This window comes from Novosphingobium sp. (assembly GCF_027531025.1).
Lineage (GTDB): Bacteria > Pseudomonadota > Alphaproteobacteria > Sphingomonadales > Sphingomonadaceae > Novosphingobium.
Map to the genome: position 1 here is coordinate 204,298 of NZ_JAPZQX010000007.1, position 24,194 is coordinate 228,491.

Below are 24,194 nucleotides of genomic sequence, written 5' to 3' on the forward strand. Positions count from 1 at the left end.
GGCCTGCTGGGCTAAGGGGCAGGGATGAGCATCCTCGTCCTCACTACCGGCGGTACGATCGACAAGGCCTATTTCGACGCGCTGAGCGAATACCAGATCGTCGATAGCGGCATCCCGGACCTGCTGCGCGAAGCCCGCGTGGCCTTGCCGCTGCGGGTGGTCGAACTGATGCGCAAGGACAGCCTGGAACTGACCGAGGCGGACCGCGCGCTGATCGCCAGCACCGCGCGCGAGGCGCCGGAAACCCAGATCGTCGTGACTCACGGCACCGATACGATGACCGAGACGGCGAAAGTGCTGGCCGCCGCAGTCCGCGGCAAGACCATTTGCCTGACCGGCGCGCTCAGCCCGGCGCGCTTTGCGGAGACCGACGCGAACTTCAACCTCGGCATGGCCATCGCCACGGTGCAGGTCGCGCCGCCGGGGGTCTACATTGCGATGAGCGGGCAGGTGTTCGACGCGCTCAAGGTGAAGAAGGATCGCGCGGCGGGGAAGTTCGTGGCGGTTCAGGGATAGAACCGCGCCCGGAACCGGTCGGTATGGCGGGCGAGGTTTGCATATTCCTCGATCATCGCCTGCATCGGGCTGGTGAATGCGGGGTAGCGGATATTGGCGAGAAGGCTGAACACGGTCGCGTCGGCCAGCGTTGGTTCGCTACCGAAGAACCAGTCCTGATCGCCGAGCATGGCGGACAGCGCGGAGAGATCCCGCCGGGCAATCGCCTGGATATCGGCATCGGAATGCAGCCCCATGCCGTGCCCGGCGAGCTGTTTCTTCACCCCGCGCCGGGCCAAGGGCGCAATCAGGCCACGGACCGGTGCGGCAATTTCGCCCAGCACCGAGCCTTTCAGGATCGGCCAGTTCTCGTCCCGCACCCAGCGGTCGTAGACCATCGCCCAGTAGAGGTTTTCCTCCACCAGCCGCTGGATCGCCACCGCCTGGCCGCGCTGGGCCGGGGTCAGTGCGGCATCGGGATCCACGCCGAACCGCTCGATTAGATAGGCGATGATGAAGGCCGAATCGCCGATCGTGCGCCCGTCATGCTCGATCCAGGGCGCCTTCTTCTTGGGGCCGGCAAAGGGCGTGGCGGCGGTGACCGAGCGGTGCGGGATGCCCGCCATCCGCAAGAAGGCATCAAGCTTGAGGCAGAACGGGCTGACCGAAGCCAGCCCCCAGCGCCCCGGCAGGTGATAGGCTGTCAGCTCGCTCATGCTGCCCCCCTTTCGATTGGTCAGGCGTCGTAGATGAAGCTCATCTTGTTGCCATCCAGATCGCGGGCATAGGCCGCATAGACGTTTGGCCCATAGAGCGGACGCGGGCCCGGTGCGCCTTCGCAAGTGCCACCCTGCGCCAGTGCCGCGGCATGGGCGGCATCGACCTCGGCCGGAGAGGCGCAGCCGAAACCGGGCATCGAGCCGTTGGCGGGGCGTGCTTCCTGCTGGTCATGCGGGCGGGCAATCCAGGCGCGCGTTCCGTTACGGAACTTGTAGCCGAAGGTCATGCCCGGATAGTCGGCATCGAGCACGCCACCGATCGCCGGAAAGACCGCATCGTAGAACCGGCGCGCCCGATCCAGATCATTGGTGCCGATCATCACGTACTCGATGGACATGCCCGCTTCTCCCGCCTTGCAGTCGGGAGAACAATAATAGAACATGCCCTATCGTCAAGCCGTTATGGTCATTCCCACTCGATCGTGCCGGGCGGCTTTGACGTATAGTCATAGACCACGCGGTTGATGCCCTTGACCTCGTTTATGATCCGGGTCGCGACGCGGGACAGGAAGGCGGCGTCGAAAGGATAGATGTCGGCCGTCATGCCATCGGTGCTGGTCACGGCGCGCAGCGCGCAGACATTGTCATAGGTCCGGCCATCGCCCATCACGCCCACGGTCTTGACCGGCAGCAGTACCGCGAAGGCCTGCCAGATCGCATCGTAAAGCCCGGCGTTGCGGATTTCCTCGAGATAGATCGCGTCGGCCTTGCGCAGCACGTCGCAGCGCTCGCGGGTCACTTCGCCGGGGATGCGGATCGCAAGGCCCGGCCCCGGGAAGGGATGGCGGCCGACAAACACTTCGGGCAGGCCCAGTTCGCGGCCCAGCTCGCGCACTTCGTCCTTGAACAGTTCGCGCAGCGGCTCGACCAGGCTCATGTTCATGCGCTCGGGCAGGCCGCCGACATTGTGGTGGCTCTTGATGGTCACAGAAGGACCGCCAGTGAAGGAGACAGACTCGATCACGTCCGGGTAAAGCGTGCCCTGGGCCAGGAAATCGGCGCCGCCGACCTGCTTGGCCTCTTCCTCGAACACGTCGATGAAGGTCTTGCCGATGAACTTGCGCTTGGCCTCGGGATCGGTGACGCCGGCCAGGCCATTGAGGAACAGCGCGGAGACATCCTTGTGCACCAGCGGGATGTTGTAGTGCCCCTTGAACAGCGAGACGACCTGTTCCGCCTCGCCCAGCCGCATCAGGCCGTGGTCGACGAAGACGCAGGTCAGCTGGTCGCCGATCGCCTCGTGGATCAGCACGGCGGCCACGGCGGAATCGACCCCGCCCGAGAGGCCGCAGATCACCTTGCCCGTGCCAACCTGCTGGCGGATTTCCTCGATCTTGGTCTTGCGGAACTCGGCCATGGTCCAGTCACCGGCGAGGCCGCAGACGTGGCGGACGAAGTTCTTGAGCAGCCTGGCGCCATCGGGCGTATGAACCACTTCGGGGTGGAACTGCATCGCATAGATGCGCGCCTGGTCATTGGCGATCACGGCATAGGGCGCGCCGGGGCTGGCCGCGACCGAACGGAAACCGGGGGCCAGCGCCGTCACCTTGTCGCCGTGGCTCATCCAGACCTGGTGGGTTTCGCCTTCGGCCCAGAGGCCATCGAACAACACGCAGCTGTCGGAAATCTCGATGAAGGCGCGGCCGAACTCGCCGCTGTCCCCCTGGAGGACCTCGCCGCCCAGCTGGTGCATCAGCGCCTGCTGGCCATAGCAGATCCCCAGCATCGGCAGGCCGCTGGCGAGGATCTCGTCCGGGATGCGTGGGCCGTTCTCGTCGAGCACCGAGGCCGGGCCGCCCGACAGGATGATCCCCTTGGGCTGCATCCGCTGGAATGCGGCGGCGGCGTGGCTGAACGGGGCGATTTCGGAATAGACCCCGGCTTCGCGCACGCGGCGGGCGATCAGCTGGGTCACTTGCGAGCCGAAGTCGACGATCAGGATCGAATCTGAAGGCTGGATGCTCATGGCTGGCCGATAAGGAAGCCGTGCCACGCTGGCAAGCGCGCGCCGCCGCCTGCCAACACTTGATGCGCATCAATGTTCGCGCCAGCATTGCTGGCATCCTGCTTGGTGGGAGAGGAACCGATGACAGAACCACCGCAGGTACCCTATCCGCGCTTTCCCGTGGCGCGTGATCTCGGAATTGGCGATCTGGGCGCGGCCCTGGCGGCGGGCGCGCGGGATTTCCTGACCCATCCGCTTTACGGCCTGTTCTTCGCGGCGATCTATGTCGCGGGCGGGCTGGGCGCCTGGTACGCGCTAGTGACCAAGGGGGCGAGCGCTTGGCTGATCCCGCTGGCCGCCGGCTTCCCGCTGATCGCGCCGTTCACCGCTGTCGGCCTTTACGAGGTCAGCCGCCGCCGCGAGGCGGGCCTGCCGCAATCGTGGGGCGGGGTGCTGGGCGCCTTGCGCGGGCGCGGCGATGACCAGCTGCTGCTGATGGGCGGCTTCATCTTCGTGGGCTTCACTTTCTGGATCATCCTGGCCCACGGCATCTTCGCGATCTTCGCCGCGCAACTCGGCGCGGGCGGGGAATCGCTGGCGATGCTCAAGACGCCGACGGGCCTTGCCATGCTAGCGGTCGGCAGTGCGGTGGGGGCCTTGGTCGCCTTCGTGTTCTATGCCGTCACGGTGATGAGCCTGCCGATGCTGGTCGACAAGGATGTCGATTTCCTGACCGCGATCATCACCAGCCTGCGCGCGGTCCAGGCCAACCGCGCCATGCTGCTGGCCTGGGCCGGGCTGATCGCCGTGATCCTGTTCGCGGCGATGATCCCGGTGTTCCTCGGCCTGCTGGTGGCGCTGCCCGTGCTGGGCCACGCCACCTGGCACCTTTACCGCCGGACGGTGAGCGAGACCCCACAAGGCTAGGTTGCGCGCGTACGCCAAACGGCTAGGGCAGGCGGATCAGTCGCCAGGAATTCCATGCCATGCCCAATCACACCCCGCCGGGGCCAGACAAAGCCTCGCTGGGCGTCGTGTTCGTCATCTTGCTGATCGACATGCTGGGCTTCGGCCTGGTCATGCCTGTGCTGCCCCACCTGATCATGGAACTGGGCCAGATGCGGGTGGAGGCGGCTGCGGTCTGGGCCGGATGGCTGGGGGCCTGCTATGCCGTGATGCAGTTCGTCTTCGCGCCGATCCTGGGCAGCCTGTCCGACCGGTTTGGCCGTCGCCCGGTGCTGCTGGGTTCGCTGCTGGGTTACAGCATCAACTATGCGATCATGGCGCTGGCACCAACGCTGTGGTGGCTGGTGCTGGCCCGCGTGATTTCCGGCATCACCGGGGCCAGCTGGAGCGCGGCCTATGCCTATGTCGCCGATGTCAGCCCGCCGGAAAAGCGTGGCCCCGCTTTCGGGCTGATGGGCATGGCCTTCGGCTTTGGTTTCATCGTCGGCCCGGCCATGGGCGGCCTGCTGGGCAGTATCGACCTGCGCCTGCCCTTTGTGGCTGCGGGCGGGCTGGCGCTCGTCAACGTTGCGGTCGGCTGGGTCATCCTGCGTGAAAGCCTGCCGACAGAGCATCGTCGCCCATTCGAATGGGCCCGCGCCAATGCCCTTGGCGCTCTGGCGGCCCTGCGGCTGCAAAGCGGGGCCGTGTCCTGGTTCGTCGCGGCGCTGGGTATGTGGCAGCTGGCCCATGTGGTCTATCCGGCGGTCTGGGCCTTCGTGGCGATTGCCGCCTGGGGGCTGGACCAGGCCGAAGTGGGCCTGACCCTGGCCGTGGTAGGGCTGTGCAGCGCGCTGGTCCAGGGCCTGGGCCTGCGCTTCATTGCGCCGCGACTGGGTGAGCGGCTGGCCGTGATCATCGGCGTGCTGTCTTTCGTTGTCTCGGCGGTGATGTACGGCATGGGCGTGTCGCTGGCGTGGATTTACCTGACCATCGTGGTCGGCTCGCTCCAGGGCTTCATCCAGCCCTCGATCAGCGCGATCAACAGCCGGGCGGTCGATCATGCCAGCCAGGGCGAATTGCAAGGCGCCGTGCAGAGCGTGGGGGCCATTGCCATGATCATCGGCCCGCCGCTCTATTCCGGCGTGCTGGCCCGGTTCAGCGGGCCGGGCGCGGTGGTGCAATTGCCCACCATGCCGCTGCTGGTCGCCGGGGCGCTCGCATTGGTGGCGCTGGCCCTGTTTCTCCAGGGCCAGGCCCGCATGGCCAGCCAGTCCGCCTAGCGCGGCTTGACCGGCACCAGTTCGCGCAGGTCCGTCTTGAGCAGCTTGCCGATGTGGCTGCGCGGCATTTCGCCGATCGCGTAAAGCTCGGCCACCCGCTGGGTCTTGCCGAGGCGGCTGTTGGCGACATTGCGGATGTCCTCCAGCGCCTCCTCGCCCACGCCCGGCTTCAGCACGACGAAGCCAACCGGGGTTTCGCCCCACTTTTCGGACTGGACGCCGACCACTGCGGCTTCAACGACGCGGTCATCCTTGGCCAGTTCGGCTTCCAGATCGATCGGGAAGATGTTGAACCCGCCCGAGATGATCACGTCCTTGGTCCGCCCGACCAGTTCGACGAAGCCATCGGCATCGACCCGGCCGACATCGCCCATCCGCTGCCAGACCGAGCCGTCCTCGGGATCGATCCAGTAACCTTCGCGGGTCTTTTCGGGCTGGTTCTTGTAACCCAGCATCATGGTGGGCGATTTGCCGACCAGCTCGCCCGGCGTGCCCGGCGGCACTTCGTTGCCGTGCTCGTCCAGCACTTTCAGGAAGTGGCCGGGCGCGGGCTTGCCCACGGTGTGGAGCTTGTCCGGGTGTTCGTGGACCGGGAAGATGCAGGCGACGCCGCCTTCGGTCATGCCATAGATCTCGATCAGCCCGCCCGGCATGCGCCGCAGCACTTCGCCCTTCAGGTCGGCCGGGAATGGCGCGCTGGTGCAGTACTTCATCTTCATCGACGACAGGTCATAATCGTCGAAGCGTTCGAACTGCATCAGGCGGCGGTACTGCACCGGTACCAGCATGGTGTGGGTGATCCGCTCGGCCTGGGCCCGTTCCAGCCACTTCTCGACATCGAACTTGCCCATCAGCGAGACATAGCCGCCCGAATAGAGCGTGGGCAGGAACACCGCCATGGTGGTGTTCGAATAGAGCGGGGTCGAGGTCAGCGTGCGGCTGTCCTTGCCGTAATTGAGCGAAGCCCGGAACGTCATCTGCCGCCAGCGCATCCCGTGGCTGTGGACGATCCCCTTGGGAATGCCGGTGGTGCCCGAGGAGTAGATGATGTTGAGCGGATCGGCATCTTCCGGCTCGAACGGCGCGGCCTTGGTCCCGGCTGGCGCCATGAAGGCTTCCAGCTCCTCGTCGAGGACAATCTGGCGCTCCACCGGCAGCTTGAACTCGCCCAGTTCGGTCAGCTTGGCCCGGTCGATGAACAGGTGCAGCGCGCCCGAATCCTTGGCCATCCCGGCCAGTTGCTCGGGGCTGGCGCTGGTGGTCAGCGGCGCGGCGCAGCCCCCGGCGCGGATCGCGGCGAGGTAGATCAGGGCATAGTTGACCGTGGTGGTTCCCAGGATCGAGACGGCCTGGCCACGCTGCAACCCATCGGCCTGGAGCCGGGCGGCAATCCGCTCGACCCGGTCCGCCACCTCGCGCCACGACAGGGTCACCGTGCCGTCGTAAAGCGCCGGGGCATCACCGCGATAGTCGCCCCACGCAGCGATCAGGCCGGGGAACGAACCGAACGGCTGGTCAAGCTGAGTGGCGGGATCGGCAATTGACTGGGCGGGCATTGGGGCAGGGTCCTCTCTGGTTTCTTTTGCTTTGCCCCAAGGAAGCAAGTGGCGGCGCGCCATGCAAGCCCGGAGTGTTCCTCTGCCTGAATTGTGCCGCGCAATACCCTGTTGCATAGTTTGCAACAGCTGTTCCGGCCTTTGCACTGGTAATCTCTACCAAAATGCTTATGTTGCATCTGCGAACGGAATGAACCGTTCGTGACAAACCCAAGGAGCACACAATGCGCAAGTTCACCAGCGTTGTGCTGCCGATCATCGCCGCTGCCAGTCTCAGCGGTCTGATGCTCTCCGCCACCATCGCCTAAGGGCGCTGGAACCGGCGGGACAGCACAATCCCACCGAAGGCCGCCGCGCCCATCACGGCGCGGCGGCCTTTCGCTTGTCAGAGCTGGTCCTCAGGGCCGGATCACTTGTTCGCGTAAGCCTCGACCAGTTCGGTCAGGAAATCGCGGCCGGTGTAGAGCGAGGCCACCTCGATCCGCTCGTTGAGGCCGTGAACCCCGTTGCCATCGGGATCGAGCCACATGCCCGGCACGCCATAAGTCGGGATGCCGACCGCGCCCAGGAAGGTGGCATCGGTATAGCCGTTCTGCATCATCGGTACGAGCGGCACACCGGGGAAGTACTTGGCCACCAGTTTGCGCGCCGGGTCCATGACCTTGGGATCGAGCGGCGGATTGGGCGGGGAAGGGCGCAGCGGTGCCAGCGCGGTGACAGTCACTCCCGGATCGGCGATGATCCGCGCCAGTTCCTGCCGGATCGCCTCGACCGAATGGCCGGGGAAGATCCGGCAATTGACGTTAGCCCGCGCCCGCTGAGGCAGCGCGTTCTTCGCGTGGCCGGCATCCAGCATGGTCACGACGCAGGTCGTGCGCAGGTTGGAATGGAGGAAGGGCAGGGTGTTGACCACCGCCTCGGCCTCCTTGTCGGCCGGGTTGGCCGCCAGTGCCACCATCGCCCGGCCGATCGCATCATTGCGTCCGGCCCCCGCAACCTGGAAATAGGTGCGCGTGGTGTCGGTGAATTCGACCGGGAAGCGGTGCGCCGCCAGCTTCTGCAACGCGGCGTTCAACTGATAGATCGCATTGTCGGGCCGGGGGACGGAGCTGTGCCCGCCGGGGTTGCGCGTTTCCAGCTCGTAATTGGCAAAGGTCTTTTCCCCCACCTGCATCGACTGGCCGACGACCTTGCCGCCCTTGGCGATCGGGGTGCCATTGCTCTGCCCGCCACCGCCTTCGTTGAGGGCGAACTCGGCATCGATCAGATCACGCTTGTTGGCGGCCAGCCATTCGATCCCGTTGAAGGCGCCATTGGTTTCCTCGCCGCAGGTCAGCGCCAGCTTGATCGTGCGCTTCAGGCGTTTGCCGGCCTTGGCATGGCGAACCAGCAGGTCGGTCCAGACCGAAGCCAGCGCCTTGGCATCGACCGTGCCCCGGCCATAGAAATAGCCGTCCTCCTCGATCAGGGTATAAGGATCGCGCACCCAGTCCTCGCGCCGGGCCGCCACCACGTCGATGTGGGCGATCAGCAGCAGCGGCTTGAGGGACTTTGACGTGCCCGGCCAGACCGCCACCAACCCGCCTTCCGAACGGTTTTCGGGAATGGCAAACAGGTATAACTGCTCGTCACTGAACCCCGCCGCCTTGAGCCGGATCGCCATCCGTTCCGCCGCCAAGGTGCAAGAGCCGGTGGTGAGCGAGGTGTCGGTTTCCACCAGCTCCTTGTAAAGCGCCCGGAACTCGGCCTTGTCCGGGGCGAGCGGTGCAGGCTGGGCCGTGGCAGCCGTCGCCGAAAGGCCGGCGGCAAGGATGGCCAGGATACCCCTGGCAAGGATTACGCCACGCGACTTTGGCATTGTCCGTCCCCCATCGATCGAAGAGGGACTAGAGCATGATCGACCGGCTTTTTTAAGTGCTAATCGCGCGCGGCATCCAGCGCCGTGCGCAAGGCGCGCAGCAGCGCGAGGGCCTGGTCCAGCTCGGTCGGTGCCAAGGCCGTCCCGACCAATGGCAGCAGCGGGGCAACGGCGGCGATGCAGTCCCGCCGCATGGCCTCGCCCGCCGCCGTCAGCCGCACCTGCTTGCCGCGCCCGTCGGCCGGGTCGGGATCGATCGCCACCAGCCCGCGCGCGGCCAGTCGGCCGAGGGTGCTGGTCATGGTGGCGCGGCTCACCTGGATGGCATCGGCCAGCGCCGCCGGTGACTGGCTGGGCGCGGCGCGGCGATGCAGGTGGTGCAGCACGGTGAACTGCGCCCGGGTCATGCCCGCCGGCAAGGCGCGCTCAAAGGCGTTGCCGGCCAGCTGGTCGATGATCCCGATCTCGGTAAACAGCTGGAAGGCCTTGGGATCCTCGGTCATGTCAGCAGGTGAGCCTCCAGCGGATAGCGGGCAGCGGGGCGGACCGGCGCCGCCAGCCCGGCCCGGGCCAGCATCTGCACCTGTCCGCCGTCCGGGGCAAGCAGGCTGTGAACCTGCGCAAAGTGGGCGGCCATGGCGGGATATTCCTGCAACGACTGGCTGAGCGGATGGACCGCCACCCCGGCCCGCGCGGCGCGCAGGGTGGCGCGGGCATAGGCGCGTCCGGCAGCGATCTGGCTGGCGCGGCTGTTATCCGGCGTGGTGATCCACAGCGCCGCCGGGATCGAGCCATAGGTGCGCTGCAGGTCTTCCAGGCCCAGCCGGTACGCCGTGCTGGCCGGATCGGCGAGCGCGGCGCGCGTGGTGAGGCCCACAAGGCTGGTCGCCTCGATCATTGGCCCGGAGAGGGCGATGCCATCGGGCATGGCATCGATTTCGGCCGCGCCGATCCGCATCAGGTTGACGCTTTCCATGTGCGCCGCCGGGGTTTCCATCTCCCCGGTGATTGCCGCGACGGTAATCCGGGCGAGCCGGGCCAGCAATTCCGCATCGTCGCTCAGGGTGACACCGGGTTCGGCCAGCGCCGCCAGCCGGCCCGGCGGCAAGGATGCGTAGACCTGCCGGTTGGTGCGGCGCAGGGCAATCGCGGCGGCCAGCGGATCGCGGGGCAGGGCGGGATCGGCCACCCAGCGCAGCCGGGCGACAGGGCGGTGGTCAAGCCGAGGTTGCGGCTCACCCTCGGGGAAGGGCTCCACCTCCAGCCGGTACCCGCGCTGGCTGGCAGCAATCGCGGCCAGTTCGATGAAGGTGCCGAACCCGATCGTGATCTGGCGGTCGAAGGGGTCGGTTTCGGGCAGGCGCTTGGCCAGGTCGCAGGTCAGCACGGCGCTGTCGCTGCCGTCCAGCCGGATCAGCCAGGGCTGGCGGTTGTGCGGGTTGGGGGCCAGGATCGCATGGCGCAAGGCATCAAGCCGGGGGTCGGCCACCGGCTGGGACAGGGCCTGCCAGGGCGCGATCGCATTGTCCGGTTGGCGCATCACCCGCCATGTGCCCGCTGCTGTCCCGGCCACCAGCGCGCCGCCCAGCCCAAGAATCACCTGCCGCCGCGATGCCATGCTTCCCTCCTCTAATTCGATATCGAACTAGATAGTTTGATATCGAATTAGAGTCAAGGCGGGGTGGTTCGGCCTGGTTTTCGGCCTAGTTTTCGTTCGCTACCGCGCGGACCAGGTCGGTCAGGAAATCGCGCCCGCGATAGAGCGCCAGCACCTCGAGCCGCTCGTTGAGGCCGTGGGTGTTGTTGTTGTCGGTATCGCGCCACAGGCCGGGGACGCCATAGGTCGGGATCCCGGCCGCGCCGGTGTGGACCGCATCGGTCGCGCCGGTCGCCATGGCGGGGAGCAGCGGCACGCCGGGGAAGTGTTTGGCCACCAGCCGTTCCGCCGGGCCCATGATGCGCGGATCGAGCGGCGGCTGCTTGGCGATCGGCCGACCTTCGTCGCGCCGCTCCACCTTGATCGCCGGATTGGCGATCGCCGCCACGATCTGCGCCCGCGTCTCCTCGGCGGTGCGGCCCGGATACATCCGGCAATTGACGTTGGCCTTGACCGTCTGCGGCAGGGCATTGGGGGCATGGCCACCTTCGATCAGCGTGGCAACGCAGGTCGTGCCCAGCAATGAATTGAGCATCCGGTCGCGCCGTACCACGGCTTCGGCGGCGGCATCATTGGGGTTGTTGGCCAGCGCGACCATCGCCGCGCCGAGGTCCCCGCCATACATCGGGCCGGAGCGGGCGAGGAACAGCCGGGTCACGTCGCTGAACTCGGTCGGGAAGGTATAGTCGCGCAGCCGCGCCAGGGCATCGGACATTGCGTAGATCGCATTCTCCCGCACCGGCTGGGAACTATGCCCGCCGGGGTTGGTCGCGGTCAGGATGAAGTCCTGATAGGCCTTTTCACCGATCTGGATCGACTGGCTGACCAGCTTGCCCCCCTTGGCCAGCGCCGTGCCGCTGGTGCGCCCGCCGCCACCTTCGTTGAAGGCGAATTCGGCATCGATGAGTTCGCGGCGTTCCTTGGTCAGCCATTCGGCCCCGTTGAAGGCGCCCACGGTCTCCTCGCCGCAGGTCAGCGCCACCTTGATCGTCCGCTTGGGTCGCTCACCGGCCTTGGCCATGCGGACCAGGATATCGGTCCAGATCGCGGCCTGGGCCTTGTTGTCGGACACCCCGCGCGCGAAGAAATAGCCGTCCTCCTCGACCAGCTTGAACGGATCGCGGGTCCAGTCCGACCGCTTGGCCTCGACCACGTCGATATGGGCCAGCAGCAGCAGCGGTTTCAGCGTCTTGGAGGTGCCGGGCCAGACTGCCACCAGCCCGCCTTCGCGCGGCTTGTCGGGCGGGAAGAACACGGTCAGCTGGCTGTCCTGCATCCCCGCCGCCTTGAGCCGGGCGGCCATCCGCTGCGCCGCTAGTGTGCAGTCGCCCTCGGACAGGGTGGTATTGGTTTCGACCAGTTCCTGGTAAAGCTCGCGGAAGGCCAGCTGGTCGGGCCGCAACTGGGTCTGCTGCGCCAGTGCGGGCGCGGAAAAGGTAACCAGGGCAGCCTCGGCGAGGGTCATGGCGGCTCGCAGCATCGATTGTCCTCCCCGAAATCCAGAATGGCCCGTTTGCCGGGAATAGGCTGTGGAAGGAAGGGGGGCATATGCACCGGTTCGCTTCCCCCGGGCGCATCGAGTGCCTATATGCTCGACCATGTCCGAAGCACCCGAAAACACCCCCAACGCCAACGCCTATGGCGCCGATTCGATCAAGGTCCTCAAGGGGCTCGACGCCGTTCGCAAGCGGCCCGGCATGTACATCGGCGATACCGACGACGGATCGGGCCTGCACCACATGGTGTTTGAGGTTTCGGACAACGCGATTGACGAGGCGCTGGCCGGGCATTGCGACCTCGTCCTGATCGAGCTCAACCCCGATGGCTCGGTCTCGGTGGAAGACAATGGTCGCGGCATTCCGACCGATATCCACGCCGAAGAAGGCGTTTCGGCGGCCGAGGTCATCATGACCCAGCTCCACGCGGGCGGGAAGTTCGAGAACACCAGTGATGACAACGCCTACAAGGTTTCGGGCGGCCTCCACGGCGTGGGCGTCTCGGTGGTCAATGCCCTGTCCGAATGGCTGGAGCTGACCGTCTGGCGCGATGGCAAGGAACACTGGATGAAGTTCGCCCACGGCGATGCCGTGGCGCCGCTCAAGGTGACGGGCGATGCCCCGATCGCCACCGAAGGTTCGCGCAAGGGCCAGCCCAAGAAGGGCACCCGCGTTACCTTCCTCGCCAGTGATGAGACCTTTAAGAACGTCACCGTCTATGATTTCGACAAGCTGGAACACCGCTATCGCGAACTGGCCTTCCTCAATTCCGGCGTGCGGATCCTGCTGCGCGACAAGCGCGGGGAAGAGGTGAAGGAGCACGACCTGTTCTACGAGGGCGGCATCGCGGCCTTCGTGAAGTGGCTGGATCGCAACAAGCAGGCGCTGCTGCCCGATCCGATCGCCATTTCCGCCAACCGCGACGGGATCGGGATCGATGTCGCGCTGGAATGGAACGATTCGTATTACGAAAACGTCCTGTGCTTTACCAACAACATCCCCCAGCGCGATGGCGGTACGCACCTGGCCGCGTTCCGCGCGGCGCTGACCCGCACGCTCAACAATTATGCCGAAAAGACCGGCCTTCTGAAAAAGGAAAAGGTCAGCCTGACCGGCGATGACATGCGCGAAGGGCTGACCGCGATCGTCTCGGTCAAGCTGCCGGACCCGAAGTTCTCCAGCCAGACCAAGGACAAGCTGGTCTCCTCCGAAGTGCGCCAGCCGCTTGAAAGCCTGATGGGCGACAAGATGACCGAGTGGCTCGAGGAAAACCCGGCATATGCCAAGGCGGTGGTCCAGAAGATCATCGATGCCGCCGCCGCGCGCGAAGCCGCCCGCCGCGCCCGCGAACTGACCCGGCGCAAGGGGGCGATGGACATCGCCAGCCTGCCCGGCAAGCTGGCCGATTGCCAGGAACGCGATCCCAGCAAGTGCGAACTGTTCCTGGTCGAGGGTGACTCGGCCGGTGGTTCGGCCAAGCAGGGGCGTGACCGGCATTACCAGGCGATCCTGCCGCTGAAAGGCAAGATCCTCAACGTCGAGCGCGCGCGGTTTGACCGGATCATCTCGTCGAAGGAAGTCGGCACGCTGATCCAGGCCATGGGCACCGGCATCCGCGACGAGTTCAATCTCGACAAGCTGCGCTATCACAAGATCGTGATCATGACCGACGCCGACGTCGACGGCGCGCATATCCGCACGCTGCTGCTCACCTTCTTCCACCGGCAGATGCCGGAAATCATCCGCAACGGGCACCTCTTCATCGCTCAGCCGCCGTTGTACAAGGTCAACAAGGGCCGCTCGGAGGTTTACCTCAAGGATGCGGCCGCGCTTGATCGTTACCTGGTCGAGGCGGGCATTGCCGGCCGCGTGCTCGAAACGCCGGGCGGCGCACGCGCAGGTGCCGAGCTTGAGGCGCTGGTCGAACATGCCCTGCGGCTGCGCAGTCTGATGGGCTTCGTGCCGCGCCGCTATGATCCCGCCGTGATCGAGGCGCTGGCGCTCGATGGCGCGCTGGAGCCGGAACTCGATCCCGCCGGCCGGCGCGCCGCCCTCGTTCGTGTGGCCGACCGGCTCGGCCGGGGCGACCGCGAGGCGCGGTGGAGCGCGAGCCTGCGCGACGATGGATCGGTGCTGGTCGAGCGGATCTGGCGCGGGGTGACCGATGCCTATCCGGTCGAGGCTGCCTTCCTGACCAGTGCCGAAGCGCGCAAGCTGGCCCGGCTCGCCGCCGAACAGGCTGACGTTTACACCGGCGTTGCTCGGCTGGTCCGCGCCAGCACGGTCGAGGTCGAGGTCGAACCCGAAGCCGAGGCCGAAGGCGACGAAGCCGAAGCCGCTCCGGTGCGGGCAATTGCTGGCGATGGCGGGATTACCAGGCCGAGCCAGCTGCTCGACGCCGTGCTGGCGACCGGGCGCAAGGGCCTGTCGATCGCGCGCTACAAGGGGCTGGGCGAAATGAACGCCGAGCAGCTGTGGGAAACCACGCTCGATCCCGACAACCGCAGCCTGCTCCAGGTCAAGGTTGAGGACGCCGACGTGACCGACGAGATCTTCACCCGCCTGATGGGTGACGTGGTCGAGCCGCGCCGCGACTTCATCCAGGAAAACGCGCTCAACGTCGCCAACCTCGACGTCTGATCGTCAGCGCGGGCAGCGCTGCAACAGCACGGGTTCGCTCCCGAACCCTTCGCTGCGGCGCAGCCACTGTCCGTCGAGCGAGATATCCAGCCCGATCCCCAGTCCGCGATTGCGGGCATGGCGCAATCGCACGAAGATCGCGGGGTGATCGCTATAACCGTTTACCTCCGCAATCCGCCGATCGTTCAGCGTGGTGCCGGTGATGCGCAGGCGCTTGTTCGCCAGGCGACAGTTGGCCGGGCTGCGTGCCCAGGTGCCATGATATTCGGCCGGAATGGCGGCGCGATCGAACGGAAAGGGCATGCCCTTGAAGACCGGGTCGGTAAACTCCGGCGCCCCGGCCAGGGCGGGGCTGGCTGACCAGGCTGGCAATCCGAGCAGTAGCAAGGGGGCAAGGCATCGGCCTGACATCACGCGCTGGTCTCCCGCTATCCGCAGCCTAGCCCGCGCCGGGCCGCGCGGAAAACCGGCGCGGCGTACCGGTGCCCCGGCGCGATTGAGGCCGGACGGCCAGGGCCATAGAGCCGGTCGCGGGGCGAGACACGGAGATTGCCATGGCTGGCCAGCGGGTTGCGACGATCGAAAGGGGGACCGTGCCGTGCTGGCGCTCGCTGATGCTGGCCGTGCTGCTCATGCTCGTCTGGACGGCGCTGGTGCCGCCGCCCGCCCTGGCCCAGGCGCCGACACCGGTGGCCACGACCAGCGAGGCGCGCCGCGATCCGCTGCCGGTCGATATCCCGCCGCCGCCCCCGCTTTCAGTGCCCGCCCCGATCAACCGCGCGCATGGGCAGGAGCTGTACCAGCAGGCCCACGATGCGCTTGCCGGCGGCGCGCCGGAACTGGCCAACCGATTGTTCGAACAGGCCTGCCGGTTTGACGAGGCGCGCAGCTGCTTCAACACCGGGCTGGACCTGGAAACGCGGACCACCAAGCCCGGTGCGGCGGTCCAGTTACGCGCTGCCGCGCTCCGCGCCTATCAGACCGCCTGTGCCCTGCGCTTTGAACGCGGCTGCGTGGCCACCGGGTTGCTGCTGATCGACCCCCGGTGGGGCACGCCGGACCCGGCGCGGGCCCTGCCGTTGTTCGAGGCCGCCTGTCGCCGGGGCGAGCCCGAGGGCTGCGAGGAACAGGCCGACCTGCTCTACCAGGGCGAGGGGGTGGCGCAGGATTTCGCCCGGGCCGCCGCGCTTTACCGGCAGGCCTGCGATGCCGCCAATCGCCCCAACAGCTGCTTCAACATAGGCCTGATGGCCGAGCGCGGCCGCGGCGTGGCGCGCGATTACGACGCGGCCCTGCGGTACTATCGGCTAGCCTGTCGGGCCGGGTCACTGGCGGGATGCCACAACCTGGCGGTGTTCTATGCCGAACAGAGCAAGGTGCCAGACCGGTTGGCGTTGGCCCGCAACCTGCTGCGGCAGGGCTGCAACCGCAATTACCTGACCTCATGCACCTCGCTGGGCCAGCTGATCCGCGAGTTTGACAAGCCGACCGATAGCTATGCCGAAGCGGTCGCCGCCCTGACCAAGGCCTGTGATGGCAAGGATGGTTCGGCTTGCCGGGTGCTGGGCAACATGGCGCATGACCGGATCGGCCTGCCTGGCGGCAACCTGGCGGCCAATCGGTTCTACGCGCGCAGCTGCAAGAGCGGCTTTGGCGATGGCTGCTATAACCTGGGACTGGTTTACTGGTCGGGTTACCGGGTCAAGACCAATGCCGAAACGGCGATTGCCTGGTTCGGCGAAGGGTGCCGCCTGCGCTCGGCCTCAAGCTGTGCCGGAGCCTATCTCGCCACGCTCAACCTGCTCAAGGGGCATCCGCTCGCCGGGCAGGACATGGCCCGCCGCTGGCTGGCACTGGGCACGGCAATCGATCCGGGCAACAACCTGGTGAAGACGGTGCAGGAAGCTTACGAGAGCCGCAAGGTTGAAGCAGGTCAGCTGGCCAGCAAGCCCGACCGGCGCTGAAGCTCAAGCCGCGCGCAGTCCGGTGACCGCCGCCGCCCCGCGATCGACCGCCGAAAGCCCGTCGAACACGGCATCGATGATCCGTGCCAGTTTGGCTTCCGACAGCTTGGGCATCAGGTACTGCATCACGCCGATGTTGGTGTAGACGCTGGTCATCTGGTTGATCAGGCTGATCGCCTCGTCCACGTCGAGCCCGGCGAAGTGCCCTTCGGCCATGGCTTCGGCAATGATCTCGCCCAGGTAGTGATCGCCCAGGTCAATGAATCCGCGCACCAGTTCAAAGTGCTCGTCGCCCAGCTCGCAATAGGTTGCGAAGGCCACCGGATCGCGTTCCCACATGGCCCGCACGTGGCTGAAGTGGCGGGCGTAGAATTCGTACATCTTGCGGCGCGGGGGCAGATCGCTGGCGGCGATCTCCTCCATCATTTCCACCTTGGGCCGGAACCAGCGCTCGGCCACGGCCTCGATCACCGCTTCCTTGCTGTCGAAATAGCGATAGAGGCTGGCCGGAGACATGCCCGCGCGCGCCGCCAGTTCGGTGACGGTGAAGCCGACATTGCCGCGCTCCTCGATCATCGCGATCACGATGTCGATCAGTTGTTCCCGTCCGGCTTCGATGTCCGTCTGCGGCCGCGCCATCGCGCATTTCTCCCCAAGGATTAGGCCCGTAATATAGAATGCATCCGACAATCTTTCAAGAAACTGTCTTAATTGCATAATACGCACGGCTTGCCGCGACCCGGCGAGGCGCTAGGAAGGCTCCATGTCACTATTCTCCAGATCGTCGATTCTCCGCATGGTCCCGCTGGCCGTCCTTCCGCTGCTGGCGGCCTGTGCCACCCCGCAGGGTGGATCGGCCACTGCGCCAGTCAAGGTCAGCATCCTGGCGATCAACGATTTCCACGGCGCGCTGGAAATGCCGCGCCAGTCGGTCTTCGTGCCCGATGGCCAGGGCGGCGCCATGCCGGTGCCGGCCGGGGGCGCGGCTTACCTCGCCAGTGCAATCGACAGCCTGCGGGCGCAGAACCCCAACCACCTGGTGGTCAGCGCTGGCGACCTGATTGGCGCTTCGCAGCTGGTCTCCTCGCTGTTCCTCGATGAGCCGACGATTGAGGCGATGAACCGCATCGGGCTCGATTTCAATGCGGCGGGCAATCACGAATTCGATCGCGGCCAGGACGAGCTGCTGCGGATGCAGGCCGGTGGCTGCCAGCAGCACACCACGCGCAAGCCCTGCCAGGTAGAGCCGTTCAAGGGTGCGAACTTCCGGTTCCTGGCCGCCAATACGCTGAAGCCGGATGGCTCGACCCTGTTCCCCGGCACCGCCATCCGCAGCTTCGGCTCCGGGCGCGACAAGGTTGACGTAGGGCTGATCGGCCTGACGCTGGAAGGGACCAACCAGCTCGTCTCGCCCGAGGGCATCAAGGGCCTGACCTTTGCCGACGAGGCCGAGACGATCAATGCCGCCGTGCCCCGGCTGCGCGCTGCCGGGGCCGATGCCATCGTGGTGGTGATCCACGAAGGGGTGCGGACCCAGGGCATACCCAACCCGCAGGGTTGCGAACAGGCCAGCGGCGATCTGGCCGGCATCCTCCAGCGCCTGACGGTCGATGTCGATGTCGTCGCCTCGGGCCACACTCACTGGGCCTATGTCTGCGAATGGCCGGGCCGCGATGCCGCCCGGCCGATCCTGCTGGCCAGCGCCGGTTCGCAAGGCACGCTGGTGACCGACATCAGCCTGGAAATCGACCCGCGCGCCAGTCGCGTCGTGGGCCGCAGCGCGCGCAACGTGATCGTGCAGAGCGAGGGCTATGCCCCCTCGCCGGGACGCTTTTCGGCCAATACCGACCGGTTTCCGCGCTTTGCGGCCCGGCCCGACGTGGCGGCCCATGTCGCCAAGTATGCCGAGGCGGCGAAGGAATTCGCCTCGCGCCCGGCCGGGCGGATCGGGGGCGAAGCGCGCCGGGGCGGCGATGCCGACAATACCGGCGGCACGCTGGGCCTGCTGATCGCTGACGCCCAACTGGCGGCCACTGCCGGGGCGGGCGCGCAGATCGCTTTCATGAACCCCTTCGGCATCCGCTCGCCATGGCGGCTGGCGCCGGGGCCGGATGGGCAACTTACCTTTGGCGAACTTTACCGGGTCCAGCCCTTCAACAACACGCTGGTAACCCAGACGCTGACGGGCGCGCAGCTGCGCGAACTGCTGGAACAGAACTTCGATGGCCAGGGTCCCAACCAGGTGCTCAGCCCGTCGCGCGGGTTCGCCTATGCCTATGACCTGTCGCGCCCGGTCGGCAGCCGGATCGTGTCGGTCACGCTCGATGGCCAGCCGATCGACCCGGCGGCGAGCTATCGGGTAACGACCAGCGACTTCCTGGCCAGCGGTGGTGATACCTATTCGGTCCTGCTCAAGGGGCGCGACCGGGTGATCGGCATGTCCGACATCGCCGCGCTTGAAGCCTGGCTCCAGGCGATCCCCGCGCGGCCGGTGCCGCAGGAACAGCGGACCAGCGACCTGACGCCGAAGCCCTGATGTTCCGCACCGGACGGGTTCACTCGCTGCCGACTGGCCTTTGCACAATCCGGGTAGAAGAACGTCCTGCGAGGCGATAAGCCTGCACCTCTCATTCTTCTGTTCGGGGCAGCATGATCCGGTCACCGCTTGCGATGAAGTACGGTTTGGCCGCAGTCGCCCTGATCCTGGCCTCCATCATGTCTTCGGGTTCAGCCCTTGCGCATGCCGTGGCTGAGGGTGACAAGGGTTACATACAGGAGATAACCGGACCCAATATAATCGCCTTCATCTATCTCGGTGCCAAACATATGGTGACCGGATATGATCATATCCTGTTTTTGCTAGGCGTCGTATTCTTTCTCTACAAGATCAAGGAAGTGATCATTTACGTCAGCCTGTTTGCGGCAGGCCATTCCTTGACAATGCTATTGGGCGTCTATCTGAATATCGGCATAAATGCCTACGTTATTGATGCGATCATTGCTCTTTCGATCGTGTACAAGGCTTTGGATAACATTGGCGCATTCCAGGTCTGGTTCGGATTTCAACCAGACACAAAAGCCGCCACGCTGTTGTTCGGATTATGTCACGGATTTGGCCTGGCATCGAAGATACAGGATTACGAGATATCGCCGGATGGCCTGCTGACCAACCTGATCGCTTTCAACATCGGTGTTGAAATCGGACAGGTGCTTGCCCTGGCCGCCATTCTTATCCTGATGGGCTTCTGGCGGCTTACACCTGGCTTCATCCGGCATGCCTATACCGCCAACATCGTGATGATGTTCGCTGGCTTCCTGCTGTTCGGTTATCAACTCGTTGGTTATCTTGTTTCCTGAGAGGATAGTCAGATGTACAACAGCGATCTGCCAACGCGCGCTGACCTGCCGACCGTGGGACAGCTCATCCGTTCCACTGCCATTGCGGCTGGTGCGGCTGGCATCCTGCTGGTGACGGTCGTGCTCCCGGCCGAATATGCTGTCGATCCGACCGGCATTGGCGCGGTGCTCGGGTTGCAGGAAATGGGTTTGATAAAGCAGCAGTTGCAGCAAGAGGCAGAGCTTGATGCGGCCTCGGTGCCTGGCAACTTGGCCGATGGTGCATCCGCCATGGCCCCGGTTGCGGGCGCCAAGCTGGACCCGGAAGCACCGGCATCAAGTGACAGCTTCGTTGTCACACTGGCTCCCGGCCAGGGAGCCGAAGTGAAAGTGTCACTGAAGCGCGGAGCCAGGGTGTCCTATGAATGGACTGTCGATCAGGGACATCTCAACTCTGACCTTCATGGCAATGGGCTTGCAGGCGAGGCCCGCAGTTATCGCAAGGGCCGCGCCGAAAGTTCCGATCAAGGAGACCTGATTGCCGAATTCGAAGGGGATCATGGCTGGTTCTGGCGCAATCGCAGCGAAGTTCCCGCCACGATCACCTTGCGCCTGCGCGGCCAGTACTCCGGATTGAAGCGCGTGTCGTAGCCCGCCATGAGGTTGATCAGCGGCCACAGGAATTCTCTGCGGCTGCAAGGGCGAAAACCGCAACAGGTGCTCGGCCAGTGAGCCTGCGGGGCTTGCTCGAACTTGAAATTCGAACCTAGGCCTGGCTGCGGCCGCGTTCCATCACCGCGCGGCGGCGGGCTTCGACCTCGGCCCCGCTGACGCGGGAATTGGCGGCGGTTGATTCGCGCTGCTCGAGCGCCATCGCCTCGCCAAAGGGCAGGGCATAGCCATCATCGATCAGCCGCTTGTAGGTCTGCACCTTGTCGGGATCGATCGAGGCGATGTCGGTGGCGAGGGCGCGCGCGGCGGGCAGCAGTTCGTCGGCTGGAACCACGCGATTGACCAGCCCCCAGGCGCAGGCGGTCTGCGCGTCGAGGAAATTGCCGGTCAGCGACAGTTCCTTGGCGCGGCTGATCCCGATCATCCGCGACAGCTTCTGCGACAGGCCCCAGCCGGGCATGATCCCGACGCGGGCATGGGTATCGGCAAAGCGGGCATTCTCGGATGCGATCAGGATGTCGCAGGCCAGCGCGACTTCGAACCCGCCGGTGATAGCGACGCCGTTGATCGCGCCGATCACCGGCTTGCGGCACTGTTCGATGGCTTTGACCGGGTTGGCCTCCGCCTCGGTCGCATTGGCCGCACCCAGCCCGTCGACGCCCAGTTCCTTGAGGTCGAGCCCGGCGGTGAAGGCGCGGGTGCCCGCCCCGGTCAGCACCACGGCGCGTACGCCATCGTCACCGTCGAGCGCGCGCATCACCGTGGCGAGCTCCGCGCGCAGGCCGCGCGACAGGGCATTCATCGCCTCGGGCCGGTTGAGGGTGACGACCGCAATCGGCCCATCGCGTTCCACGGTTACCAACATGGCGGGCGCTCCCCCTACTTGCGCAGCCGCACGGCCGAGCTCTGGCCGTCGTCAATGCGGATGATCGCGCCGGTCACGCATTCGCTGGCCGGGGCGACAAGGTAAAGCAGGGTCGAATCCATCTGTTCCGGCACCGGCACGCGTTGGCGGGCAAGGTGCGGCGCGGGGTTGCCGCCCATCCGCTCGAACATCCCGTCGGTCATTTCCGAAACGAACATGCCCGGCGCAATCGCGTTGACGTTGATGTTGTAGGGCGCCCATTCGACGCTCAGTGCCTCGGTCATCCGGGCGATCGCGGTCTTGGTCACGGCGTAGAGCGCCGCGCCGCTGCCATCATAGCGGAAGTGCGCGACCGAGCTGATGTTGACCATCCGCCCCGGCTTGCCCGCCGCGATCAGCCGCCGCGCCACTTCGCATGACAGGATCCACGGGCCGCGCAGGTTCACGCCCAGCACGTTGTCGATCAGCTCCAGGCTCATCTTGTGGGCGCGCTGGGCATCGGGCATCCCGGCGTTGTTGATCAGGATGTCGACCGTGCCAAATGCCTCTTCGGCCGCGGCCACCGCCGCGATCATCGAATCCGCGTCGGTCGCGTCCATCTGCACGGCCAGGGCCCGGCCTCCGGCGGCGCGGATCTTGTCGGCCAGGGCTTCCAGCCGGTCCTTGCGGCGCGCGGCCAGCACCACGGCCGCGCCCTGGCTGGCCAGCACTTCGGCAAAGCGCGCGCCAAGGCCGGATGAGGCCCCGGTGACCAGCGCGACGCGGCCGGTCAGGTCGGACGAATTGTAGGGCAGGGGATATTCGCTCATGTCAGGCTCCCGCAAGGACGGGCGGTTTAACCGCTCAGTTAAACCGCACCATGCATGGGCCGGGGCCGCTTGGCAAGGTTCAGCCGGTGGCCGCTTCCACCACGTCGCGCAGCCGGTCCTTGCCGAACCACATCTCGTCGCCGAGGAAGAAGGTCGGCACCCCGAAGGCGCCGCGCGCCACGGCGCGTTCGGTGCTGGCGACCAGTTCCGCCTTCACCGCCTCGTCCTGCACCAGCGCGCCCAGCGCCGCCGCATCCAGCCCCGCCCTGGTCAGGACATCGGCCCAGACCTCGGGCTCGTCGAGCTTGAGCCCATCCTGCCACAGCGCCGTGTACATCGCCTCGCGATAGGCCGGGCCGCAGCCCAGCCGCTCGGCCGCAATGGCCCCGCGCATGGCCAGCAGGGTGTTGACCGGAAAGTGGGGGTTGAAGCGGAAGCCGGTGATCCCGTGGCGCGCCATGAAGCGGTCCATTTCCAGCCGGTCATAGGCGACCTTGGCCTCGACATGGCCATAGGTCATCAGCGGCGGGCGGTTGCCGGTAGCCTTGAAGATCCCGCCCAGCAACACCGGCACATAGCGGAAGCGGACCTTGCCCTGCGCCTCGATCGCCGGGATCGCGCGGTGGACGAACCACGAGTTTGGCCCGCCAAAGTCATAGAGGAACTCGATCTCGCGCGGGTTTGCCTCAGCCATTACCATTTCTCCCCGTATGGCCTGATTTCCTGTTCGAAGGTCCAGGCCGATTTCGGCTGGTTGTAAAGCGACCAAAAGGTTTCGGCCACGGCCTCGGGCGGCATCAGCAGGTCGGGCTGGGCGGCCAGCGCCTCGGCCCCAATCCGCTCGATCACCCGGGCGCGGACCCATTCGGTATCGACCCCGGCGTCGATCACCAGGTGCGCCACATGGATGCCCTGTGGCCATAGCTCGCGTGCGGCCGATTGCGCCATGGCGCGCAGGCCGGCCTTGGCGGCGGCGAAGGCGGCATAACCCGGATTGCCGCGCAGGCCGGCAGTGGCCCCGGTCACGAAGATCTTGCCGGTGCCGCGCGGCAGCATCAGCTTCGCCGCTTCGCGCACGGTGGTGAAGCCGGCAAAGCAGGCCATTTCCCAGACCTTGCGGAACACCCGGTCGGTCGTCTCGGTCAGCGGGAACTGGACGTTGGCGCCTACGTTGAAGACCACCAGCGCCAGTGGAGCGATTGCCTCGGCCTCGGCCAGAAAGGCGGTCACGTCCTCGCTTTCGCGCGCGTCAAGGCTGCGGCCGGTGACGCGTTCGCCAAGCAAGGGGGCAAGCTTCTCGCCATTGCGCCGCCCGGCGTGGACGTGAAAGCCCTCGGCGGCAAAACGGCGGACGATGGCGGCGCCGATGAAGTCCCCGGCGCCGATCACCGCGACCGAGCCGGTCACTTGCGGTCCACCGGGATCACCGCAACCGTAAAGCGCGAAATGCAGATGAGCTTGCCCGCTTCATCCTCGATCCGGATCGTCCAGACCTGGGTGGTGCGGCCCAGCGCCTCGGGTCGGGCCGTGGCATAGACCCAGCCCGAATAGGCCGGACGGATGTGGTTGGCGTTGATTTCCATGCCAACCGCGACGAACTTTTCCCGATCGACGCAGTAACTTGCGGCGACGGAGCCGATCGTTTCGGCCAGCGCGACCGAGGCCCCGCCGTGAAGCCGCTTGAACGGTTGCTGGGTCCGTTCGTCCACCGGCATCCGCGCGCGGACCCAGTCATCGCCGCAATCGACGAATTCGATGCCGATATGGCCGGGCAGGGCATTTTCGCCCAGCGCGGTCATGGGTTGCAGCGGCGGGTGCACCCCGCCCCACCAGATCATTGCGTTGCTCATTGCAACTTTCTGGCGCAAAGATCGGGCGCTGGCAATTCCCCTGG

At 66.1% G+C, this 24,194-nt stretch carries 23 protein-coding genes; 8 read left to right on the forward strand and 15 right to left on the reverse strand.

Translation table 11 applies throughout. The features are described from left to right. The first annotated feature begins 24 nt into the window (after positions 1-24). Positions 25-516: an asparaginase domain-containing protein gene (locus tag O9281_RS11785; protein WP_298186025.1), complete on the forward strand. Its 492-nt coding sequence runs from the start codon at positions 25-27 to the stop codon at positions 514-516. Here the strand turns inward: O9281_RS11785 and O9281_RS11790 are convergent. The 3 genes from O9281_RS11790 to guaA form a co-directional block, all read right to left on the reverse strand. After that, positions 507-1,211: a glutathione S-transferase family protein gene (locus O9281_RS11790; RefSeq protein ID WP_298186027.1), complete on the reverse strand. Its 705-nt coding sequence runs from the start codon at positions 1,209-1,211 to the stop codon at positions 507-509. The genes O9281_RS11785 and O9281_RS11790 overlap by 10 nt on opposite strands. 20 nt (positions 1,212-1,231) lie before the next feature. Next, a complete protein-coding gene (locus tag O9281_RS11795; protein WP_298186028.1) occupies positions 1,232-1,612 on the reverse strand; it encodes a VOC family protein in 381 nt (126 codons plus the stop codon). Positions 1,613-1,680: 68 nt separating this feature from the next. Further along, entirely contained in the window at positions 1,681-3,240 is a 1,560-nt protein-coding gene (gene guaA, locus O9281_RS11800; RefSeq protein WP_298186031.1) for a glutamine-hydrolyzing GMP synthase, read from the reverse strand. 120 nt (positions 3,241-3,360) lie between these two features. On the opposite strand from guaA, the gene O9281_RS11805 reads away from it, so the two are divergent. Together O9281_RS11805 and O9281_RS11810 are read left to right on the forward strand one after the other, a co-directional pair. Further along, positions 3,361-4,146: a DUF2189 domain-containing protein gene (locus tag O9281_RS11805; RefSeq protein WP_298186033.1), complete on the forward strand. Its 786-nt coding sequence runs from the start codon at positions 3,361-3,363 to the stop codon at positions 4,144-4,146. Between the two features lie 59 nt (positions 4,147-4,205). Then, complete coding sequence (locus O9281_RS11810) at positions 4,206-5,447, forward strand: MFS transporter (RefSeq protein WP_298186036.1); 1,242 nt, start codon at positions 4,206-4,208, stop codon at positions 5,445-5,447. On the opposite strand, the gene O9281_RS11815 is transcribed toward O9281_RS11810, so the two are convergent. The 5 genes from O9281_RS11815 to O9281_RS11835 form a co-directional block, all read right to left on the reverse strand. Continuing rightward, a complete protein-coding gene (locus O9281_RS11815; RefSeq protein WP_298186039.1) occupies positions 5,444-7,003 on the reverse strand; it encodes a class I adenylate-forming enzyme family protein in 1,560 nt (519 codons plus the stop codon). The genes O9281_RS11810 and O9281_RS11815 overlap by 4 nt on opposite strands. 409 nt (positions 7,004-7,412) lie before the next feature. Beyond that, positions 7,413-8,861 carry a M20/M25/M40 family metallo-hydrolase gene (locus O9281_RS11820; protein ID WP_298186041.1) on the reverse strand — a complete coding sequence of 483 codons (1,449 nt, stop codon included), beginning with the start codon at positions 8,859-8,861 and terminating at the stop codon, positions 7,413-7,415. 59 nt (positions 8,862-8,920) lie between these two features. Next, complete coding sequence (locus O9281_RS11825; protein WP_298186043.1) at positions 8,921-9,364, reverse strand: MarR family transcriptional regulator; 444 nt, start codon at positions 9,362-9,364, stop codon at positions 8,921-8,923. Beyond that, positions 9,361-10,479, reverse strand: coding sequence for a hypothetical protein (locus O9281_RS11830; protein ID WP_298186046.1), 1,119 nt, complete (start codon positions 10,477-10,479; stop codon positions 9,361-9,363). The genes O9281_RS11825 and O9281_RS11830 overlap by 4 nt, the downstream gene beginning before the upstream one ends. An 85-nt stretch (positions 10,480-10,564) precedes the next feature. Continuing rightward, entirely contained in the window at positions 10,565-11,998 is a 1,434-nt protein-coding gene (locus tag O9281_RS11835; protein ID WP_298186048.1) for a M20/M25/M40 family metallo-hydrolase, read from the reverse strand. 118 nt (positions 11,999-12,116) lie between these two features. On the opposite strand from O9281_RS11835, the gene gyrB reads away from it, so the two are divergent. After that, on the forward strand, positions 12,117-14,654 hold the full coding sequence (gene gyrB, locus O9281_RS11840) for a DNA topoisomerase (ATP-hydrolyzing) subunit B (protein ID WP_298186050.1): 2,538 nt from the start codon (positions 12,117-12,119) through the stop codon (positions 14,652-14,654). Positions 14,655-14,657: 3 nt separating this feature from the next. Here gyrB and O9281_RS11845 read toward each other — a convergent pair whose 3' ends face one another. Beyond that, positions 14,658-15,026: a hypothetical protein gene (locus O9281_RS11845; protein WP_298186053.1), complete on the reverse strand. Its 369-nt coding sequence runs from the start codon at positions 15,024-15,026 to the stop codon at positions 14,658-14,660. Between the two features lie 182 nt (positions 15,027-15,208). Between O9281_RS11845 and O9281_RS11850 the strand changes: the two genes are divergently transcribed. Beyond that, positions 15,209-16,618: a tetratricopeptide repeat protein gene (locus O9281_RS11850; protein WP_298186055.1), complete on the forward strand. Its 1,410-nt coding sequence runs from the start codon at positions 15,209-15,211 to the stop codon at positions 16,616-16,618. A gap of 3 nt (positions 16,619-16,621) precedes the next feature. On the opposite strand, the gene O9281_RS11855 is transcribed toward O9281_RS11850, so the two are convergent. After that, entirely contained in the window at positions 16,622-17,257 is a 636-nt protein-coding gene (locus O9281_RS11855; protein ID WP_298186057.1) for a TetR/AcrR family transcriptional regulator, read from the reverse strand. Positions 17,258-17,414: 157 nt separating this feature from the next. Between O9281_RS11855 and O9281_RS11860 the strand changes: the two genes are divergently transcribed. The 3 genes from O9281_RS11860 to O9281_RS11870 all read left to right on the forward strand — a co-directional run bounded on the left by O9281_RS11860 (position 17,415) and on the right by O9281_RS11870 (position 20,605). Next, positions 17,415-19,154: a bifunctional metallophosphatase/5'-nucleotidase gene (locus O9281_RS11860; RefSeq protein ID WP_298186060.1), complete on the forward strand. Its 1,740-nt coding sequence runs from the start codon at positions 17,415-17,417 to the stop codon at positions 19,152-19,154. A 179-nt stretch (positions 19,155-19,333) separates the two neighbouring features. Then, the gene (locus O9281_RS11865; protein ID WP_298186121.1) at positions 19,334-19,975 is read left to right on the forward strand and encodes a HupE/UreJ family protein; all 642 of its coding nucleotides are present in this window, start codon (positions 19,334-19,336) and stop codon (positions 19,973-19,975) included. Positions 19,976-20,095: 120 nt separating this feature from the next. Beyond that, the gene (locus O9281_RS11870; protein ID WP_298186063.1) at positions 20,096-20,605 is read left to right on the forward strand and encodes a transmembrane anchor protein; all 510 of its coding nucleotides are present in this window, start codon (positions 20,096-20,098) and stop codon (positions 20,603-20,605) included. 115 nt (positions 20,606-20,720) lie between these two features. Here the strand turns inward: O9281_RS11870 and O9281_RS11875 are convergent, their stop codons facing one another. From O9281_RS11875 to O9281_RS11895, 5 genes are all read right to left on the reverse strand, one after another. Further along, the gene (locus O9281_RS11875) at positions 20,721-21,491 is read right to left on the reverse strand and encodes an enoyl-CoA hydratase (protein ID WP_298186066.1); all 771 of its coding nucleotides are present in this window, start codon (positions 21,489-21,491) and stop codon (positions 20,721-20,723) included. 14 nt (positions 21,492-21,505) lie between these two features. Continuing rightward, positions 21,506-22,300 carry an SDR family NAD(P)-dependent oxidoreductase gene (locus tag O9281_RS11880; protein ID WP_298186068.1) on the reverse strand — a complete coding sequence of 265 codons (795 nt, stop codon included), beginning with the start codon at positions 22,298-22,300 and terminating at the stop codon, positions 21,506-21,508. A gap of 79 nt (positions 22,301-22,379) precedes the next feature. After that, complete coding sequence (locus O9281_RS11885) at positions 22,380-22,994, reverse strand: 2-hydroxychromene-2-carboxylate isomerase (protein WP_298186070.1); 615 nt, start codon at positions 22,992-22,994, stop codon at positions 22,380-22,382. Then, complete coding sequence (locus O9281_RS11890) at positions 22,994-23,707, reverse strand: SDR family NAD(P)-dependent oxidoreductase (RefSeq protein WP_298186073.1); 714 nt, start codon at positions 23,705-23,707, stop codon at positions 22,994-22,996. The genes O9281_RS11885 and O9281_RS11890 overlap by 1 nt, the downstream gene beginning before the upstream one ends. Beyond that, complete coding sequence (locus O9281_RS11895) at positions 23,704-24,150, reverse strand: hotdog fold thioesterase (protein ID WP_363321463.1); 447 nt, start codon at positions 24,148-24,150, stop codon at positions 23,704-23,706. The genes O9281_RS11890 and O9281_RS11895 overlap by 4 nt, the downstream gene beginning before the upstream one ends. Between the last annotated feature and the right edge of the window lie 44 nt (positions 24,151-24,194).

Bases quoted from the DNA above. Each gene is read 5' to 3' on its own strand.
- O9281_RS11880 (WP_298186068.1), bottom strand. From the start codon at position 22,300: ATGAGCGAATATCCCCTGCCCTACAATTCGTCCGACCTGACCGGCCGC.
- O9281_RS11835 (WP_298186048.1), bottom strand. From the start codon at position 11,998: ATGCTGCGAGCCGCCATGACCCTCGCCGAGGCTGCCCTGGTTACCTTT.
- O9281_RS11875 (WP_298186066.1), bottom strand. From the start codon at position 21,491: ATGTTGGTAACCGTGGAACGCGATGGGCCGATTGCGGTCGTCACCCTC.
- O9281_RS11825 (WP_298186043.1), bottom strand. From the start codon at position 9,364: ATGACCGAGGATCCCAAGGCCTTCCAGCTGTTTACCGAGATCGGGATC.
- O9281_RS11805 (WP_298186033.1), top strand. From the start codon at position 3,361: ATGACAGAACCACCGCAGGTACCCTATCCGCGCTTTCCCGTGGCGCGT.
- O9281_RS11895 (WP_363321463.1), bottom strand. From the start codon at position 24,150: ATGAGCAACGCAATGATCTGGTGGGGCGGGGTGCACCCGCCGCTGCAA.
- O9281_RS11815 (WP_298186039.1), bottom strand. From the start codon at position 7,003: ATGCCCGCCCAGTCAATTGCCGATCCCGCCACTCAGCTTGACCAGCCG.
- O9281_RS11860 (WP_298186060.1), top strand. From the start codon at position 17,415: ATGGTCCCGCTGGCCGTCCTTCCGCTGCTGGCGGCCTGTGCCACCCCG.
- gyrB (WP_298186050.1), top strand. From the start codon at position 12,117: ATGTCCGAAGCACCCGAAAACACCCCCAACGCCAACGCCTATGGCGCC.
- O9281_RS11855 (WP_298186057.1), bottom strand. From the start codon at position 17,257: ATGGCGCGGCCGCAGACGGACATCGAAGCCGGACGGGAACAACTGATC.
- O9281_RS11790 (WP_298186027.1), bottom strand. From the start codon at position 1,211: ATGAGCGAGCTGACAGCCTATCACCTGCCGGGGCGCTGGGGGCTGGCT.
- O9281_RS11850 (WP_298186055.1), top strand. From the start codon at position 15,209: ATGGCTGGCCAGCGGGTTGCGACGATCGAAAGGGGGACCGTGCCGTGC.
- O9281_RS11865 (WP_298186121.1), top strand. From the start codon at position 19,334: ATGTCTTCGGGTTCAGCCCTTGCGCATGCCGTGGCTGAGGGTGACAAG.
- O9281_RS11785 (WP_298186025.1), top strand. From the start codon at position 25: ATGAGCATCCTCGTCCTCACTACCGGCGGTACGATCGACAAGGCCTAT.
- O9281_RS11885 (WP_298186070.1), bottom strand. From the start codon at position 22,994: ATGGCTGAGGCAAACCCGCGCGAGATCGAGTTCCTCTATGACTTTGGC.
- O9281_RS11820 (WP_298186041.1), bottom strand. From the start codon at position 8,861: ATGCCAAAGTCGCGTGGCGTAATCCTTGCCAGGGGTATCCTGGCCATC.
- O9281_RS11810 (WP_298186036.1), top strand. From the start codon at position 4,206: ATGCCCAATCACACCCCGCCGGGGCCAGACAAAGCCTCGCTGGGCGTC.
- O9281_RS11830 (WP_298186046.1), bottom strand. From the start codon at position 10,479: ATGGCATCGCGGCGGCAGGTGATTCTTGGGCTGGGCGGCGCGCTGGTG.
- guaA (WP_298186031.1), bottom strand. From the start codon at position 3,240: ATGAGCATCCAGCCTTCAGATTCGATCCTGATCGTCGACTTCGGCTCG.
- O9281_RS11795 (WP_298186028.1), bottom strand. From the start codon at position 1,612: ATGTCCATCGAGTACGTGATGATCGGCACCAATGATCTGGATCGGGCG.